Below are 17,690 nucleotides of genomic sequence, written 5' to 3'. Positions count from 1 at the left end.
TTGCGCTATGCCTTTTGGCGCAGCCGCAGTGAGGGGCGCATGAGACTTCAAGACCACATCGATTTCACCACCCTGCAGTGGGTCAAGCCGGAGCTCGACGAGACTCTGGCCGCGGCCCGCGATGCGCTGGAGTCCTACGTCGACAACCCGGGCAACCGGGATGCGATGCGCTCGTGCGCCGACAGCCTGCATCAGGTGCACGGCACCCTGCAGATGGTCGAGCTGTACGGCGCCGCGATGGTCGCCGACGAGATGGAGACGCTGTCCATCGCGCTCCTCGAGGATCACGTGCCCCAGCGCGAAGAGGCCTATGCCTCGCTGATGCGCGGCCTCATGCAGCTGCCTGACTACCTCGAGCGCCTGTCCAGCGGACATCGCGACGTGCCGGTGGTGCTGCTGCCGTTGCTCAACGAGCTGCGCGCCAGCCGCAAGATGGCGGCACTGACGGAAGTGGCGCTGTTCAACCCGCGCCTCGATGCGTCGCTGCCGCCGCAGGCTCCGCCAGCGGTGAGCGAGACCGAGGCGCTCGCGCGCCGCGGCCGCGTGGCCGATCTGCGGCTGCGCTTCCAGCAGCAGTTGCTGGCCTGGTTCCGCGGGCAGAACGCCGACCAGCAGCTGCTGGGCATGCGCGACACCCTCAACGCCATCACCGGTTGCTGTCACAGCACCCCCGGTCGTCGACTGTGGTGGATCGCCGCCGGCGCACTGGAAGGGCTCGAGCAAGGGCACCTCAAGGCGCAGGCCGCCGAAGTACGCCAGCTGATCGGCAAGGTCGATCGCAGCATCCGCCAGATGCTCGAGCACGGCGAGGAAAGCCTACGCGGCGGCGACGCCGACGACCTGGCACGCAAGCTGCTCTTCATCGTGGCGCAGGCCAAGCAGCGCAGCCCGCAGATGCAGCTGCTGCGCGAAACCTATGCGCTGGACAGCCTGCTGCCCGACGCCGCCGAGCTGGAACACGCCCGCGGCTCGATGGCCGGCCACAACCGCGCGCTGCTCGACTCCGTGTCGCGCGCGCTGAAGGACGATCTGCTGCGGGTGAAGGAAGCGCTCGATCTGTTCCTGCGCCAGAGCGACGCCGATCCGGCCCAGCTCGCCGCGCAGAGCGAAGTGCTCGAGCGCGTGGGCGATACGCTGGGCATGCTGGCGCTGAGCGTGCCGCGCCGGGTGATCAACGAGCAGCGCCGCATCCTCGACGAGATCGCCAACCGCATGCGGTCGGCCGAGGACGAGACGCTGCTGGACGTCGCCGGTGCACTGCTCTACGTCGAAGCCTCGCTGGATGACCATATCGAAAGCCTCGGCAGCAGCGAGGAGCCGAGCGCCGACATGGGCGCCACGCCAGCGCTGCCGCGCAGCGAGGCGCGCCACATCATGGCCACCCTGATGCAGGAGGCCACCGCCAACACCAATCGCGTCAAGGACGCGATCGTCGGCTTCGTCGAATCGGCCTGGCAGCACCACCATCTCAAGGACGCGCCCGGCCAGATGGAAGAGGTCGCCGGCGCCATGCGCATGCTTGCGAGCACGCGTCCGGCCGAGCTGGCCGACGGTATCGGCCGGTTCATCGGCAACGAACTGCTGGGCGATCGTCGCGTGCCCAGCAGCGCGCAGATGGACCACCTGGCCGATGCGCTCGCTGCCCTGGAGTACTACCTGGAAGCCGCCCGCGAGCATCGCGGCGGACTCGAGCACATCCTCGACGTGGCCGAGCACAGCCTGTCGATGCTCGGCTACTGGCCGGTGCCGGCGGCGCGCGCGCCGCTCCCCGCGCTCGAGCCGGAACTGCTGGTGGAGCCCTCCGGCTATGCCCTGGCTGGACTGGACGAGGAGCTGGCCGCGCAGCCGGCGCTGTCCGAGTCGGTCAGCGTGGGCGCTGGCGACGATCTCGGCAGCCTGATGTTCGGTCAGGCGCCGGTGGCGGCCGAGCCTGCGCAGGACGTGTCGGGCCTGCATCTGGCTGAGACGGTGGATTCGTCTGCCGCCATGGCGGGCGCGGATGCCGGCGACGGCGGCGAAGACTGGATCGAGATCGAGGAGGAAGTGGTCGAGCAGCGCCCGGTGGCCGATCCGATGGCCGCGGACGCGGGCTTCCAGAGTTCCACCGACGGCATCGACGATGACATTCGCGAGATCTTCCTGGAGGAAATGCAGGAGGAGATCGACAACCTGCAGAGCGCCGAGCAGGCCTGGCTGGCCGATCCCACGCAGATCGCCGCGCTCACGCCGATCCGCCGCTCGTTCCACACTCTCAAGGGATCGGGCCGCCTGGTGGGCGCCACCACGTTGGGTGAATTCGCCTGGCGCGTGGAGAACATGCTCAATCGCGTGCTGGACCAGAGCATCGAGCCGCACGAGGGCGTGCAGGCGCTGGTGCGCCATGCCATCGCCGCGTTGCCGCAGCTGCTGACGGCGCTGCGCGGGGAAGGCACGCCGAATGCGCCGCTGGGCGCCATCATGCAGACCGCCGACCGCCTGGCCGCCGGCGAGCAGGCGGATATTTCGCAGTTCGCCACCGCGGCCACCGAGACCGTGCGCCGCGTCGTGCGTCGACGCGTGCCGCGCTTCGATACCGCCAGTGCCGACGTGCCCGCCGCCACCTTGGCGAACGCGGCCGAGACGGCGCCGTCGGAGCCCGCCGCGCCGGCCGAAAGCATCGCGATGCCGGTGATGCCACCGGTCGACTCGGTGCTGCTGGAAATCCTGCGCAGCGAAGTGGCTCAGTACCTGCAGACCATCCGCGCGCATATCGGCCGCAGCGGCACCGAGCTGCGCATCGAGGATGCCTTGCTGCGCGCCGTGCACACGCTGCACGGCGCCATTGCCATGGTCGACATTTCGCTGCTTACGCAGCTCCTGTCGCCGCTGGAGAGCCTGCTCAAGCGCCTGCGCGCAGCCAATGTGCCGCTGTCGACCGAAGGATTGCATCTGTTGGGCCGCTCGGCCGATGTGGTCGATCACGTCATGGCCCAGTTCGACGCTGCCGATCCGCAGTTGCCCGACGTGGACGCGCTGGTTGCCCGCATCACCGAGCTGCGCGATGCGCAGCCCGAGCCGCAGGTGGCGCACGTTGTCTTCGAATCGCGCGACGAGGACGCCGACGAGGGCGAGGCGGGCGATTCGCACGCCGAGGCGGCCGCCGCGCTGGATGAGAGCCTCGCCGAAGTGGATGCACGCCGCGAGCAGCAGCTCGAAGACGAGCATCACGATCGTCTCGCCGACGAGATGATGGCGGCGCTGGACGCATTCGATCCGTTGCAGCAGGGCGCGTCGATGCCGACGCCACCGACGCCGCCGACTACGCCGATGGCCTCCGACGAAGAGGACATCGCGGCGATGTTCGCCGGCTTGCTCGACGAAACGCCGGCCGAATCGGCCTCCGTCGAGGAAGCCGATGCCGGGGCAGAAGCCGACACCGCGGCAGAAGCCGATGCGGCGGCCGGTGCAGAGCCTGTCGAAGAGCATGCCGAGCCCGAGATGGCCCCGGCCGAAGAGCCTGTCGAGGCCGTGGACGAGGCGCCGGCCGCTGCCGAAGAGACCGCCGCCGCCGTTCCCGCCGAGGATGCGGACGAGCTGGCGGCCGAGGCATCGCCGTCCGAGGCGCTGGATGCCGAGGAGCCGGAGTTGCCGGCGACCGCATCCGACGAGGCGGTCGAGCAGGCCGTGGCCGAGGAGCAGGCCGAGGAACGCGAGGACGAACGCGACGAGGAAGAGGGTGCCGAAGACGCCGAGCTGTGGCGCGGCGATATCGATCCGGATCTCCTCGAAGTGTTCGCCGAGGAAGCGCGCGAAATCCTCGACCACGCCGACGAGGCGCTCGCCCAATGGCGTGCCGAGCCGGCGGATCTGGCCCAGGTGCCTTCGCTGCAGCGCGACCTGCATACGCTCAAGGGTGGTGCGCGCATCGCCGGCTTCGTGCCGGTGGGTGACCTGGCCCACGCGATCGAGACCCTGCTGGAGAAGCCGATCAGCGGTGAAGGCGCCCAGGTGGCGACCCTGATCGGGGCACTGGAAGTGGGCTTCGACCGCCTGCATGCCCTGGTGCAGCGGATCAGCCAGAACAAGGGCATCCGCTACCCGCAGGACACCATCAATCATCTGCTCGCGCTCGCGGGCGAAGAGGCACTGGTCGAGCGCGGCGAGGAGATGGCGTCGGCTGCGGCCGCTACGCCGGCACGAGAGCCGGCGGTGGCCGCCGCCGAGCTGCCCGAGCTGCTGCCGGAACTGTTGCCGGACGGCCACGACGAGGCCCGTTCGCCGCAGGAACAGATTCGCGTCCGCGCCGAGCTGCTGGACAACCTGGTGAATCACGCCGGCGAGGTGGCGATCTACCGCTCGCGTCTGGAACAGCAGGTCGCCGGCTACCGCTTCAACCTGGTCGAGCTGGAACAGACGGTCGCGCGACTGCGCAGCCAGCTGCGCATGCTGGAAATCGAGACCGAGGCGCAGATCATCGCGCGCTTCCAGCGCGAGCATCGCGAAGCGGGTATGGCGGTGTTCGATCCGCTGGAGCTCGACCGTTTCTCCCAGCTGCAGCAGTACTCGCGTGCGCTGGCCGAGTCGGTGTCGGACCTTGTCTCGATCCAGAGCATGCTCGACGAACTGACCCGTCAGTCCGAGACGCTGCTGATCCAGCAGTCGCGCGTGAGCTCGGACCTGCAGGAAGGTCTGCTGCGCACACGCATGCTGCCGTTCGACACGATGGTGCCGAACCTGCGTCGCACGCTGCGCCAGGCCGCCCAGGAAGAGGGCAAGCGCGCCCAGCTGTACGTGGAGGGCGCGCACGGCGAAATGGATCGCAACCTGCTCGACCGCATCAAGGCGCCGTTCGAGCACATGCTGCGCAACGCGATCGCGCACGGCATCGAGTCGCCGGAAGAGCGCCGCAAGGCGGGCAAGCCGGAGGAGGGTGCGGTGCGCATCCGCGTTGCGCGCGAGGCCACCGAGGTGGTGATCCGTGTGGCGGATGACGGCCGCGGCCTCGACCGCGAAGCCGTGCGCAAGCGCGGCGTCGAACGCGGCCTGCTGCGCGCCGAGGCCAAGCCGAGCGACGACCAGCTGCTTGCCCTGATCACCCAGCCGGGCTTCTCCACCGCCAGTTCGGTGACCCAGCTCGCCGGTCGCGGCGTGGGCATGGACGTGGTGGCCAACGAGATCAAGCAGCTCGGCGGTTCGCTGTCGATCGAATCGCAGCCGGGCAAGGGCACCACCTTCGTGCTGCGCCTGCCGTTCACGCTGGCGGTCACCCAGGCGATCCTGGTGCGCATCGGGGAGTCCACCTTCGCCATCCCGATGACCTCGGTGCAGGGCGTGGCCCGCATCACGCCGGACGAGCTGTCGATCCACCTGGCCTCCGACGAGCCCTCGTTCCTGCACAACGGCGAGGACTACGGCATCCACGATCTGGCCGAATTGCTCGGCCTCACCGCCAGCTATGCCGCGGACGAACCGCAGCTGCCGCTGCTGATCACTCGCGCCGGCGACCTGCGTGCGGCGATCCGCATCGACGCAGTGATCGGTTCGCGCGAGATCGTGGTCAAGTCGGTCGGCCCGCAGATCAGCTCGGTGCCGGGCCTGCTCGGCGCGACGATCATGGGCGACGGCTCGGTGCTGATGATTCTGGATCTCGCCCCGCTGGTGCGTTATGGCATTGCCCGCCGCGAGCAACGCCTGGCCGAGGGCCTGGCGCCGGTGTCCACGCCGGTGATCGAGGAGACCCGCACCAAGCCGCTGGTGATGGTGGTGGACGATTCGATCACCATGCGCAAGGTCACCGGCCGCGTGCTGGAACGCCACGATTACGAGGTCAACACCGCGAAGGACGGCGTCGACGCGCTGGAGAAACTGCACGAACAGCGCGTGCCGGACCTGATGCTGCTCGACATCGAGATGCCGCGCATGGACGGCTACGAGTTGGCCGAGCACATGAAGGCGGATCCACGCCTGCGCGACGTGCCGATCATCATGATCACCTCGCGTACCGGCGAGAAGCATCGCCAGCGCGCGTTCGACATCGGCGTGGATCGCTACCTCGGCAAGCCGTACCAGGAAGCCGAGCTGTTGGCGCAGATCGGCGAGGTGCTCGAGCAGCGCGCGATGGAGCTCGCCAATGGCTGAAGCAACGGCCGTCGCCCTGCTGTTTGACGACGCAGAGCTCGGTGCCCACCTGCGCGAGGCCCTGCACGAACGCGGCGCCAGCATCGTCCACGAGGGCGGGCTGGCCGACCTCAGCCGGGCGCTGCTCGAGCGCATCGGTGCCGACGTGGTGGTGATCAACCTCGACGATGCCGTCGACGAGGTGCTCGATCGGCTGGACGATTCGATCCAGGGCGACCATCCGCGGGTGGTGTTCAACGAGGCCGCATCCAGCCGGGCGCTGGACGGTTGGGCGCGCGCGCGCTGGGCCCGCCATCTGGCGGCCAAGGTGATGGCGCGCAGCGACGTCGATCCGCCGCGTCCCCCGGCTCCGGCCGAGGTCGAGCCGGCCTTGCCCGCAGCACAGGCCGACGCATCGGATGAACCCGCGTTCGCGGCCACCGCCGCACCCGCTGCGGAAGACCTGCACGAGGCGCAGACCGCGGCCGAATCGGAATCCCTGGAAGCCGAGCTCGAGGCGCTGCTGGCTGGCGACCCGCTGCCGGGGGGCGCCGACGAGGGTGCTTTTTCCGAGGCTGCGCACCCTGCTGCGCCGCCCGCTTTCGTCAGCTCGTCGGGGCTGGACCTAGATACCCGCGAACTGGACGATTTCGAGCTGGACGAGCTGGCGCTCGGTGAGCTGGATCAGCCGCTGCCGGACACGCCGCTTTACGACGGCGACTTCCTGGACAGCTCGTTCGAACCGGACGCGGTCGACAGCGCCGCAGAAGAGCTGCCTGCCGCCGATGAGTCGCCAGCTGCGCCGCTGGGCGCAGGCCTGAGCCTGGCCGAGCCCGGCGCAGACCTGCCGGCGGCCACGCAGGAAACGAAGCAGCCTGCCGAAGACGCATCGAACCGCTTCACGCTGTCCGATGCCTGGTCGTTGGTCGACGACGAAGAGCTCGTCGCCGCGCCGCCCGCTCCAAGCCGCCCGTCGGCCGCCGAGTTCGGCATCGAAAAGGTCAGCGCGCTGGACTTCCTGACCCCGGAATCCGATGCCGCCGAGCCGGCTTCCGAGCCGTTCATGACGCTCGAGCTGGTGTCGCTGGAAGAGGCCATCGCGCCCAAGGCCTACGATCCGCATGCCGGCAACGAAATGCTGCTCGAAGAGCTGGCCGGCGGCTTGTCCCGTGTGGTGCTGACCGGTGCCACGCTGGACAGCCGCGCCTCCGTCGCCGAGTTCCTGCGCCGGCTTCCGCAGGGGTTCCGCGCGACCATCGTGCACATCCAGCACCTGGGCGGTCGCCCGGTGGAAGAGCTGGTGCAGGAGCTGGCCGGATGCTGCTCGATGCCGGTGCGCCCGGCCGCGCACGGCCAGTTCGTGCGCTCCGGCGAGATCGTGGTGGTGCCGCCGGATTGCCAGCTGCGCCTCACCCGCGATGGCAAGCTGGAGATCAAGCCGGCGCAGAATGCGCCCGCCAGCAGCCCGTCGATCGATGCCAGCTTCACGGCCGTCGCCAACGTGTTCGGCGTGGATGCCCTGGCGATCGTGTTCGCCGGGCAGGCCAACGACGCCGTGGCCGGTTGCCAGGCGGTGCACGACCGAGGCGGCCGCATCTGGGTGGAGGATGCCCCGGGCGAGCACTACGCTGACATGGTCGGCGGCGTGCTGGCCGAACACCTGGCTGACTTTTCCGGCACGCCGGCGGAACTCGCCGCGCGCCTGATCGAGGAATACTGATGAGCGAACAGCCCCTCCCGCGCGAAATCCGCTGCGTGCTGGTGCCGGCCGGCGACCTGCGCCTGCTGCTGCCCAACGCCACGGTCGCCGAAGTGATCACCCAGCCCACGCCTGAGACGGTGGAAGGCGCGCCGGACTGGCTGCTCGGCCGCATCGCCTGGCGCGGCTGGCGCGTGCCGCTGGTGTCGTTCACCCGCCTGGCCGGCGCCGGCGAGGGCGACCCGGACCTCGCCGTGCGCGTGGCCGTGCTCAAGGCGTTGGGCGGCAATCCGGAGCTGCCGTTCATCGCCGTGCTCACCCAGGGTTTTCCGCGCCTGACCACGCTCAACTCGGAACTGATCATCCCCACCCACGACGGCACCGCGCTGCCGCCGGGCGTGCGCGCGCATGTGCTGGTGCGCGACGACATGGCGGTGATTCCCGATCTGGAAATGATCGAGCGCGAGCTCAGCGGCCTGCTCGCCGTCGAAGCCTGAGTTATTTGCAGTATCTGCAACGGCGCGTCCCATGGCGCGCCGTTCGCGTTTGCAGGGTTTACAGGTCGCCGTGCAGCGCCTGCAGCGCGGCCAGTGCCGCCAGCCCCGCCGTTTCGGTGCGCAGGATGCGCGGCCCCAGTTGCAGCCCTTGGAAACCATGCGCGAGCAGCGCGGCCACGTCACGTTCGCCCAGGCCGCCTTCCGGCCCCACCACGAGCAGCGCTCCGTCCGGCGTCGGAGCCAGCTCGCGCGGGCGACGGCTGCCGTCGGGCAGCAGGGCCAGGCGCAGCGCGCCGCCATCGAGCCGATCCAGCCAGGCCGCCAGCGGCTGCGGCGCGACGATCGAGGGCAGCACAGCCCGGCCGCTCTGCTCGCAGGCGCTGGCGATCACCGCCTGCCAGTGCGCCAGTCGCTTGGCGGCGCGATCGGCGTCCAGCTTCACCTCCGAACGCTCGGTCAGCAGCGGCACGATGGCGCTCACGCCCAGCTCGGTGGCCTTCTGCACGATCAGGTCCATCTTCTCGCCGCGCGCCACCGCCTGGGCCAGCACCAGCCGCAGGGGCGACTCGCTGTTCACTGCGGTGCGCTCGCCGATCGCCACGCTGACCTGGCGCTTGCCCGCTTCCGTGATGGTGGCGGCGTAGTCGTGGCCGTCGCCGTTGAACAGCACCAGCGGATCGCCCGCGCCCAGCCGCAGCACGCGCGCCACGTGCTCGGCGGCCTGCGCGGGCAGGGCGAGCGAGCTGCCGACGGTCAGCGGCGGGTGGTCGACGTGGATGCGGATGGTGCGCATGGCGGGCACGCTGGGTTGCGAAACGCCAAGGATAGCCGAGCGCGCCTGCGCGACGCCCCGCGCGCTTACTGTCGCAGCGCGCGTTCGATACCGGCCACGGCGGTGTCCACGAGGTGGTCCAGTTCGTCCGTCGTGGTCACGTACGGCGGCATGAAGTAGACGATATTGCCCAGCGGACGCAGCAGCGCGCCGTGTTTCAGTCCGTGCAGATAGACCTCCAGCCCGCGCCGCTCGCCGGCCGGGAAGGGCCGGCGCATCGCCTTGTCGGCGACCAGTTCGACCGCGGCGATCAGCCCGGTCTGGCGCACGTCGGCCACGTGCGGGTGGTCGCGCAGTGGCGCGAGGCGTGCGGCCAGATGGGCGGCCAGCGCACGGTTGCGTTCCAGCACCGGCTCCTCGCGGAAGATCGCCAGCGTCTCCAGCGCCACGCGGCAGGCCAGTGGATTGCCGGTGTAGCTATGCGAGTGCAGGAAAGCCTTGCCGGCGTTGTATTCGGCGTAGAACGCCTCGTACACCCGCTCGGTGGTGAGCACCGCCGACAGCGCCATGAAGCCGGCGGTGAGCCCCTTGGACAGGCACATGAAGTCGGGCGACACGTTGGCCTGTTCGCAGGCGAACAAGGTGCCGGTGCGACCGAAGCCGACGGCGATCTCGTCGGCGATGAAGTGCACGTCGAACTCGTCGCACAGCGCGCGCAGGCCGGCGAGGTAGTCCGGGTGATACATGCGCATGCCGCCGGCGCACTGCACCAGCGGCTCGACGATCACGGCGCAGGTCTCGTGGGCGTGGCGCTCCAGCAGTGCGCGCAGTTCGCCCAGCCGGCGCGCGGCGACCTGTGCCGGCGTCTCGCCCGGCTCGCCTTCGTAGGTGTCCGGCGAGGGCGCCAGGATCGGCGTCAGCAGCAGCGGCGCGTAGGTCTTGCGGTACAGCGCCACGTCGCTCACCGAGAGCGCACCCAGCGTTTCGCCGTGGTAGCTGCCGGTGAGCGCGATGAAGCGGGTCTTCTCGCCGTGGCCCTGGTTGAGCCAGTAGTGGAAGCTCATCTTCAGCGCCACTTCGATCGCCGCCGAACCGTTGTCGGCAAGGAACACCCGCTCCAGCCCCGATGGCGTGATGCGCACTAGTTCCTCGGCCAGTTGAATGGCCGGCTCATGGGTGAAGCCGGCGAAGATCACGTGCTCCAGCTGCTGCGCCTGGTCGGCCAGCGCCGCGGCGATGCGCGGGTTGGCGTGGCCAAACAGGTTGGTCCACCAGGAACTGATGCCGTCGAGGTAGCGGCGGCCGTCGGCGTCGATCAGCCAGGCGCCCTCGCCGCGCACGATCGGCACCATCGGAATGCGTTCGTGGTCGTGCATCTGGGTGCAGGGGTGCCACAGGTGGCGGAGATCGCGCTGGGCGAGTGCGCGGTTGCTGCGGTCGTGCGTGGTCATCCGGCTATGATCGTGGGCTCGCGCCGGGCACTCAAGCCGCGCGCCCGATCCAGGCCGGAGTCCGTGCGTTGACGTGGTGGAAGAAACTGCTGCTGGGCCTTGCTGCGCTGCTCGTCGCACTGGCGTTGCTGGCGTGGTTTGCGCCGGCGCGCTGGGTTGCGCCGATGGTCGAGACGCGGCTGCGCGGCGTGCAGCTGCGCGAGGTGTCGGGCAGCGTGTGGGACGGCCGTGTGGGCGAGGCGGTACTCGCCGACGGCACGGTGCTGGGCCGGCTGGACTGGCACCTGTCGCGCCGCGCCCTGTTCGGCCAGGTACGCCTGCACGCGGCGATCGACGGACCGGCGATGCGCGGTCACGGTGACTTCGCGCGTGACGGCGAAATTGCCCCCTGGCGCGGCGTGCAATTGCAGGTGACGCTGGACGCGCTGCCGCATCCGCCGACGACGCCATGGGGCGTACCGCGCGGCGAACTTGTTCTGGATCTGGCGCAGATGCAGGTGCTCAAGGGCTGGCCCGACAGCGTGTCTGGCCGCGTGCGCTGGACGCGGGCAACCATGCAGACACCGCAGGCCAGCGTCACCCTGGGCGACCTGCTGGCGGAGCTCAGCGGCAGCCACGGCGTGATTCGCGCCGATCTGCGCGACGGCGGCAACGGTCCGCTGGCGCTGGCTGGCGTGCTCCAACTGAGCCCGATCGGCTGGCGTCTCGACGCGCGCCTGTCCGCGCGCGACCACGACCCCGCACTGCAACGCTGGTTGGCCCGCCTGGGCCCGCCCGACGCGCAGGGTGTCACCCATCTTCAACGTGGCGCCGGCGTGGGCGCCCTGTCTTCCGGAGCTACCCGATGATGCCTGTCGACCTCACCCCCGCCCTGGCCGCCGCCCGTGAGGCCGCCGCCGCCGCCGCCGAGGTGATCCTGCACTACTGGCGCAAGGGCGTGGACGTGGAGCTGAAGTCCGACGACACGCCGGTCACCGTCGCCGATCGTGAGGCCGAGTTGGCGATCCGTCGCATCCTCACCGCCGCGCTGCCGGAGGCGGCGATCTACGGCGAGGAGTTCGGCCTGGAGGGCAGTCGCGACGGCCTGCTGTGGCTGGTCGATCCGCTGGACGGCACCAAGAGCTTCGTGCGGCGCACGCCGTTCTTCTCCACCCAGATCGCGCTGATGCACGCCGGCGAGCTGGTGCTGGGCGTGTCCAGCGCACCGGTGTACGGCGAGACGATGTGGGCGCACGCCGGCGGCGGTGCCTGGCTCGACGGCGAGCGCGTGCGCGTGGCGCCGACCGCATCGATGGCGCAGGCGTCGATCTCCACCGGCAACGTCAAGACGCTCACCGCCGATGCCCGCTGGGCCGCGCTGGGGCAGATGATCCGCGACTCCAACCGCATCCGTGGCTACGGCGATTTCTGCCATTACCACCTGCTGGCGCGCGGCAGTCTCGACCTGGTGATCGAGTCGGACGTGAACATCCTCGACGTGGCGGCGCTGGCGGTGATCGTGCGCGAGGCCGGCGGCGTGTTCACCGACCTCGACGGCGCGGCGCTCACGCTGGACACGCGTAGCGTATTGGCTGGGACGCCGGCCCTGCATGCCGAGGCATGCGAGCGCCTGCGCCGCTGAGCCGCAAGATGCCGCGGCATGTCCGGGGCCGGCCCGGGCTACAATCCGCGGATGGCCAAGCTACCGATCATCCACGCGCGGCGTGATGTCGCCCAGAGTCCGTTCCTGCGCGCCGAGCAGCTGGATCTGGAGTTTTCCAACGGCGAGCGGCGCACCTATGAGCGCCTGCAGTCGCACGGCCTGGGCGCCGTGATCATCGTGCCGATGCTCGACGACGACACCGTGCTGCTGGTGAACGAGTACGCCGCCGGCCTGGGCCGCTACGAACTGGGGTTGCCGAAAGGCCGGCTCGATCAGGACGAGACGGTGGAGCAGGGCGCCGATCGCGAGCTCAAGGAAGAAGTGGGCTACGGCGCGGGCAAGCTCACGATCCTGCATCACCTCTCGCTGGCGCCCGCGTACATGACGCACATGGCGCACGTGGTGCTGGCGCAGGATCTCTACCCGGAGCGCCTGCAGGGCGACGAGCCCGAGGAGCTCGAGGTGGTGCCGTGGAAGCTGGCCGATCTGCACACGCTGATCGCACGCGACGACGTCACCGAAGGGCGTTCCATCGCGGCGTTGTTCATGGCCCGCGAGTACCTCGCCGGCCGGTTCCAGCGCGCATGAGCGGCGCGCCGCTTTCCCCCCTGCTGAGCCAGGTTGCTGCCATGGCCGAGGCGGCCGGGCAGGCGATCATGGAGATCTATGCCAGCGATTTCGCCGTCGAGCACAAGGACGACCGCTCGCCGCTCACCGCCGCCGATCTCGCTGCGCAGACGGTGATCGCGGCGGGTCTCGCCGCGCTGCCCGAGGTGCTGCCGGTGATCTCCGAGGAGGCGGTCGCCTGCGACTGGGACGTGCGCCGCCACTGGCAGCGCTACTGGCTGGTCGACCCGCTCGATGGCACCCGCGAGTTCGTCAAGCGCAACGGCGAGTTCACGGTGAACATTGCGTTGATCGACTATCACCGGCCGGTACTCGGCGTGGTGCTCGCGCCGGTCACCGGCGAGAGCTACGTGGCCGAGCGGGGGCAGGGAGCGTGGATGCGTACCGGTGCTGCCGTCGAGTGGCAGCCGATCCGAAGCCGCACCCTGGCCAGTCCGCCCGTGGTGGCCGGCAGCCGCTCGCATGGCGGCACCGGCGAGGCATTGCTCGAACAGCTGCTCGGCGGCACCTACACCGCGCTGCCGATGGGCTCCTCGCTGAAGTTCTGCCTGATTGCCCGCGCCGACGCGGACGTCTACCTGCGCCGTGGCCCCACCAGCGAGTGGGACACGGCCGCCGCGCAGTGCGTGCTGGAAGAGGCCGGCGGCGCCGTGCTCGACCTGGAAGGCGCGCCGCTGCGCTACAACCGCGGCGAGTCGTTGCTCAATCCCGAGTTCATCGCCGTGGGCGACATCGACATCGACTGGACGGCGCGGCTGGCCGCATCATTCGCCGGATGACCGGCGCTCCCGCGCCGGCTGCCGCGGCCTTGCCCGGCGCCACGCGTCGTCCGCTCTGGCTGGGGGCGCTGGTGGCACCGTGTGTGCCTGCGGTGGGCCTGGCAGCGGCATCGGCCGCGGATGCTCTCGTGCGCGGCGACTTCATCGGGCTACACGGCTGGCCGGCATTGTTGGGCACGTTCGTGCTGACGCTGGCGGTAGGCCTCGTGTCGATGCTGGCGGGCCTGCCCATCCTGGTTTGGCTGCGCGTACGCCGCCGGCTCAGCGGCGCGCGCGTATGCCTGGTCGCGCTGGGGATCGCGGCGCTCGCGCTGACGATCCTCGCGCTCGCCGGTTCGCCCTTGAGTGCATTCGGTGACCTGGTCGGGCTCGCCTGCGCCGTCCTGGCTGCAGTGGCCTTCAATGCCGTGGTCGGCGTGCCGTGGCACCTGCGCCGGGACGCTTCCGGTCGCCCACGATCGACGCACGCCGAACCACGTTAGCCGGCTCCGCTTTTATCTTTTGGAACCTCACCCCATGACGCGCCACCGCCTCGACGACCTCCTCGCCATCATGGCTCGCCTGCGCGATCCGGACCGCGGCTGCCCGTGGGACGTGCAGCAGGATTTCGCCAGCATCGCGCCGTACACCATCGAGGAAGCGTACGAGGTGGCCGACGCGATCGACCGCCAGGACTGGCCTGACTTGCGCGATGAACTGGGCGACCTGCTGCTGCAGGTGGTGTTCCACGCGCAGATGGCCAGCGAGCGCGGGCTGTTCGATTTCGCCGACGTGGCGCACTCCATCAGCGAGAAGATGATCCGCCGCCATCCGCACGTGTTCGGCGACGTGAGCTACGACGACCTCGACGCGCAGAAGGCGGCGTGGGATGCGATCAAGGCCGAGGAGCGCGTGGCCAAGGGCGAAGCCGTTGACGACAGCGCGCTGGCCGGCGTCTCGCGCGGCCTGCCCGAGTGGAAGCGTGCGCAGAAGCTGCAGGAAAAGGCCGCCCGCACCGGCTTCGACTGGCCCGACCCGAACCCGGTGCTGGACAAGCTGGCCGAGGAGATCGAGGAGGTGCGCGTAGAGTTCGCCGCCGGTGCCGACAAGGCGCGACTGCAGGACGAGATTGGCGACGTCGCCTTTGTGCTGGTGAACCTGGCCCGCCACGCGGGGGTGGATTTCTCGCAGGCGCTGCGCCATGCCAACGCCAAGTTCGAGCGGCGTTTCCGCCGCATGGAGGCGCTCGCGGAAGCCTCCGGGCAGCCACTCACGGCGCGCGACCTCGAGGCGCAAGAGGCGCTGTGGAACGAGGTGAAGCGCGAGGAGCGCCGCAGTCAGCCGTAACGGGGCGCGGACAGCGGCATAACGCGTCCGCTTGCCGTTGGGTGGGATCGCCGAGTCTCCGCAGGCCAGCGCGCTTCCCTCCGGAGCCGGCGCAGTTCGGCTGCGAGACTCGCTTTGCACGGCGCCCAGCTTTCGGCACATCCCGGACGCGCGCCAGCCCGCGCTGCAACCTTTTGCCGACCGCGCGCATCCATGCTCCGATCCTTTCTTTGCTCGGAGTCCTCACATGCGCCCATCCCTGATGCTTGCCGCCCTGCTGGCGGTCGCCCCGCTGCCCGCGCTGGCGGCCAACGAATGCAAGTACGAAGCCCCGCGCAACCTCACCGCCGACCTGGCCGGCTTGCGCGGCGTGCAGATCTCGCTGCATGCCGAAGACCTGCACCTCACCGGCAACACGTCGGCTGGCCAGACCCTCACGCTGAAGGGGCGCGCCTGCGCCTCTGCGCAGGCGATGCTGGACGACCTGCAGGTGGAGCAGCGGCGCGAGGGTGACCAGCTGATCATCGAGGTGGCGCGCCACCGCGGCATGCACATCAACCTGTTCGGCAGCTCCTACAGCTCGCTCGAACTCAACGTGGACCTGCCGGCAAGCATGCCGGTCTCGCTCGCAGTGGGTTCCGGCGATGCCGACGTCAGCGGTCTGCAGCAGCTCGATGCGCAGGTCGGTTCGGGCGACCTCAACGCCAAGCAGATCGCCGGCCGCTTGGCTGCCAGCGTGGGCTCGGGCGACATCGATGCCCGCGACGTGGGCAGCCTGGCGCTGGGCTCGGTGGGTTCGGGCGACGCTCGCGTCACGGGCGTGCGCGGCGACGCGAAGGTCGGCAGCATCGGCTCCGGCGACGTTACGCTCAAGCAGGTGGGCGGCAGCGTGCACGTCGACACGATCGGCTCGGGCGACCTGGAAGTGCACGACGTGGGCGGTGATCTTTCGCTGGGCGCCAAGGGCAGCGGCGACGTGGACTACAGCGGCGTGAAGGGCAAGGTCAGCGTGCCGCGCGACGACGACTGATCGCTTAGCCGAACCATCGCCACGCCGCGTACACCAGCGGCGCGCACACCAGCAGGAACGGGATCGACACCCCGTGGAACAGCCGCAGCCCATGCGGCTGTTTCGCCAGGCGCAGCGCGATCAGATTGGCCAGTGAGCCGATCACCAGCCCGAAGCCGCCCACGTTGGCGGCCACGGCGAGCGCAATCGGATCGCTGGCGCGATCGAGCAGCAGCACGGTGGCTGGCACGTTGCTGATCACCTGCGAGACCAGCGCGCCGCCCAGGAACACGGTCAGCGGCTGCTGGAAGTCGAAGCGGTCGAGCAGGCCTCCCACCACGCCCAGTTGGGCGAAGTGGCCCAGCCCCAGGAAGATTGCCGCGAACGTCACCAGCAGCGCCCAGTCGACCCGACGCAGGCTGTCGCGGGCGATCAGCGCAAAGGGCACCAGCAGTCCCAGCGCCCCTTCCAGCGCCAGGCCGTGTTCCATCAGCACCACCATCGAGGCCAGCGCGATCAGCGAGACCGCCGCCAGTGGTTTGGCGACGCGATGGTGATCCAGCGCTTCGGCGTCGAGCGTGACGCGGCCCTTCGGCAGCCACGTCACGGTAAGCGCCGCCACCAGCGCGAACATCACCGCCGAGGCCGGCAGCATGCCGCGCACGAAGGCGAAGAACGGCAGATGTGCGCTCTGCCACAGCAACAGGTTCTGCGGGTTGCCGATCGGGCTCAGGGTGGAGCCGGCGTTCACCGCCAGCGCTTCGAGCACCACCATCGGCAGCACGGGCAGGTTCGACATGCCGCCGATCGCCACCGTCAGCGGCACCAGCAGGAACAGGCTCACGTCGTTGGTGAGCACCATCGACAGCACCGCCGTGCTCGCCACCAGCAGCAGGCCCAGGGCGCGCAGCGAATGCGCACGCGTCACCAGCGCGCCGGCCGCGCGTTGCACCAGGCCGCTGTCGCGGATGCCCTGGATGGCGATCATCAGGCCCATCAAACCGGCCAGCGTGGGCAACTGCAGCCAGTGCGCGTAATGCGCTGCCGGCTGCGGGTCGGCCAGTGCCAGCAGCAGCGCCAACGTGCCGAACAACACCAGCAGCCATTCCGCCTTGAGCCAGTGCGCCAGCCGCGCGCGCAGCGCAGGTTCGGCGGATGTCACCACCCGCTCAGCCCCTCGATGGCGTACACGCGCTGCCAGCTCTCGCGGCGACGGATGAGGTCCGCCAAGCGCGCCAGTGCGGGCCACTGGCTGGCCGGGCGGGGCATGTTGCGCGACCAGCGCATCAGCATGGCGAGCAGCAGGTCGGCGGCGGAAAACTCCGCGCCCAGCAGGTAAGGGCCGCGCGCGGCCAGCTCGGCATCCAGGTAATCCCACACGCCTTCGATCTTCGCCGCCAGCGCCGCGCGCACCTGTGGCGGATGCTCGCTGGCTCCCAGCTCCGGCGGATAGAACCAGAAGCGGTACGTCGACAGCAGGGTGTTGCTCAGGTACACCAGCCACTGCTGGAACGCCTCGCGTGCGGGCGTGTCCGGCGCGGGCGCGAGCCCGGCGTCGGGGTGACGGTCGGCCAGCATCATCAGCAGCGCGGCCGACTCGTGACGCGCGCGCCCGTCGATCACCAGCGTGGGCACCACGCCGCGCGGATTGAGCGCGAGGTAGGCCGGATCGCGCTGCGCCCCCTGCTCGATGTCCACCAGTTTCAACTCGTGCGGCGCGCCCGCTTCGATGAGCGCCATATGCACCACCATGCTGGCCGTGCCGGGGGAGTAGTAGAGCGTGTACAAGGGCGTCTCCGGGGTGGGGAATCGC

The 17,690-nt window shown here is 70.0% G+C and carries 14 protein-coding genes; 10 read left to right on the top strand and 4 right to left on the bottom strand.

Translation table 11 applies throughout. From position 1 onward, the window contains the following. The first annotated feature begins 39 nt into the window (after positions 1–39). From ACQVBX_RS11315 to ACQVBX_RS11305, 3 genes are read left to right on the top strand one after another with little or no spacing between them, the layout of a single operon-like run. Positions 40–6,117, top strand: a complete 6,078-nt coding sequence (locus tag ACQVBX_RS11315) for an Hpt domain-containing protein (RefSeq protein WP_431634181.1) — start codon at positions 40–42, stop codon at positions 6,115–6,117. Further along, positions 6,110–7,816 carry a chemotaxis protein CheB gene (locus ACQVBX_RS11310; RefSeq protein ID WP_431634180.1) on the top strand — a complete coding sequence of 569 codons (1,707 nt, stop codon included), beginning with the start codon at positions 6,110–6,112 and terminating at the stop codon, positions 7,814–7,816. Before ACQVBX_RS11315 ends, ACQVBX_RS11310 begins: the two co-directional genes overlap by 8 nt. Beyond that, positions 7,816–8,292 carry a chemotaxis protein CheW gene (locus ACQVBX_RS11305; RefSeq protein ID WP_431634179.1) on the top strand — a complete coding sequence of 159 codons (477 nt, stop codon included), beginning with the start codon at positions 7,816–7,818 and terminating at the stop codon, positions 8,290–8,292. The genes ACQVBX_RS11310 and ACQVBX_RS11305 overlap by 1 nt, the downstream gene beginning before the upstream one ends. Positions 8,293–8,350: 58 nt before the next feature. Here the strand turns inward: ACQVBX_RS11305 and ACQVBX_RS11300 are convergent, their stop codons facing one another. Together ACQVBX_RS11300 and ACQVBX_RS11295 are read right to left on the bottom strand one after the other, a co-directional pair. Beyond that, on the bottom strand, positions 8,351–9,085 hold the full coding sequence (locus ACQVBX_RS11300; RefSeq protein WP_431634178.1) for a 16S rRNA (uracil(1498)-N(3))-methyltransferase: 735 nt from the start codon (positions 9,083–9,085) through the stop codon (positions 8,351–8,353). A gap of 65 nt (positions 9,086–9,150) precedes the next feature. Continuing rightward, a complete protein-coding gene (locus ACQVBX_RS11295) occupies positions 9,151–10,515 on the bottom strand; it encodes an adenosylmethionine--8-amino-7-oxononanoate transaminase (protein WP_431634177.1) in 1,365 nt (454 codons plus the stop codon). Positions 10,516–10,583: 68 nt separating this feature from the next. On the opposite strand from ACQVBX_RS11295, the gene ACQVBX_RS11290 reads away from it, so the two are divergent. From ACQVBX_RS11290 to ACQVBX_RS11260, 7 genes are all read left to right on the top strand, one after another. Then, on the top strand, positions 10,584–11,363 hold the full coding sequence (locus ACQVBX_RS11290) for a type II secretion system protein N (RefSeq protein WP_431634176.1): 780 nt from the start codon (positions 10,584–10,586) through the stop codon (positions 11,361–11,363). Continuing rightward, positions 11,360–12,136, top strand: a complete 777-nt coding sequence (locus ACQVBX_RS11285) for an inositol monophosphatase family protein (RefSeq protein ID WP_431634175.1) — start codon at positions 11,360–11,362, stop codon at positions 12,134–12,136. The genes ACQVBX_RS11290 and ACQVBX_RS11285 overlap by 4 nt, the downstream gene beginning before the upstream one ends. A 51-nt stretch (positions 12,137–12,187) precedes the next feature. Beyond that, on the top strand, positions 12,188–12,745 hold the full coding sequence (gene nudE, locus ACQVBX_RS11280) for an ADP compounds hydrolase NudE (protein ID WP_431638168.1): 558 nt from the start codon (positions 12,188–12,190) through the stop codon (positions 12,743–12,745). Beyond that, positions 12,742–13,563: a 3'(2'),5'-bisphosphate nucleotidase CysQ gene (gene cysQ, locus ACQVBX_RS11275; protein WP_431634174.1), complete on the top strand. Its 822-nt coding sequence runs from the start codon at positions 12,742–12,744 to the stop codon at positions 13,561–13,563. The genes nudE and cysQ overlap by 4 nt, the downstream gene beginning before the upstream one ends. Before the next feature lie 128 nt (positions 13,564–13,691). After that, complete coding sequence (locus ACQVBX_RS11270; RefSeq protein WP_431634173.1) at positions 13,692–14,045, top strand: hypothetical protein; 354 nt, start codon at positions 13,692–13,694, stop codon at positions 14,043–14,045. A gap of 34 nt (positions 14,046–14,079) precedes the next feature. After that, positions 14,080–14,889, top strand: coding sequence for a nucleoside triphosphate pyrophosphohydrolase (gene mazG / locus ACQVBX_RS11265; protein ID WP_431634172.1), 810 nt, complete (start codon positions 14,080–14,082; stop codon positions 14,887–14,889). A 226-nt stretch (positions 14,890–15,115) separates the two neighbouring features. After that, entirely contained in the window at positions 15,116–15,898 is a 783-nt protein-coding gene (locus tag ACQVBX_RS11260; protein WP_431634171.1) for a GIN domain-containing protein, read from the top strand. Positions 15,899–15,902: 4 nt separating this feature from the next. Here the strand turns inward: ACQVBX_RS11260 and ACQVBX_RS11255 are convergent, their stop codons facing one another. Beyond that, entirely contained in the window at positions 15,903–17,039 is a 1,137-nt protein-coding gene (locus ACQVBX_RS11255; RefSeq protein ID WP_431634170.1) for an SLC13 family permease, read from the bottom strand. After that, positions 17,036–17,665, bottom strand: a complete 630-nt coding sequence (locus ACQVBX_RS11250; protein ID WP_431634168.1) for a glutathione S-transferase family protein — start codon at positions 17,663–17,665, stop codon at positions 17,036–17,038. Before ACQVBX_RS11250 ends, ACQVBX_RS11255 begins: the two co-directional genes overlap by 4 nt. Positions 17,666–17,690 lie beyond the last annotated feature (25 nt).

The sequence above is a fragment of the Dyella thailandensis genome, assembly GCF_050749815.1.
Classification (GTDB): Bacteria; Pseudomonadota; Gammaproteobacteria; order Xanthomonadales; family Rhodanobacteraceae; genus Dyella_A.
The sequence above is the reverse complement of the archived record's forward strand: the minus strand, read 5'-3'. Positions and strand labels throughout refer to the sequence as shown.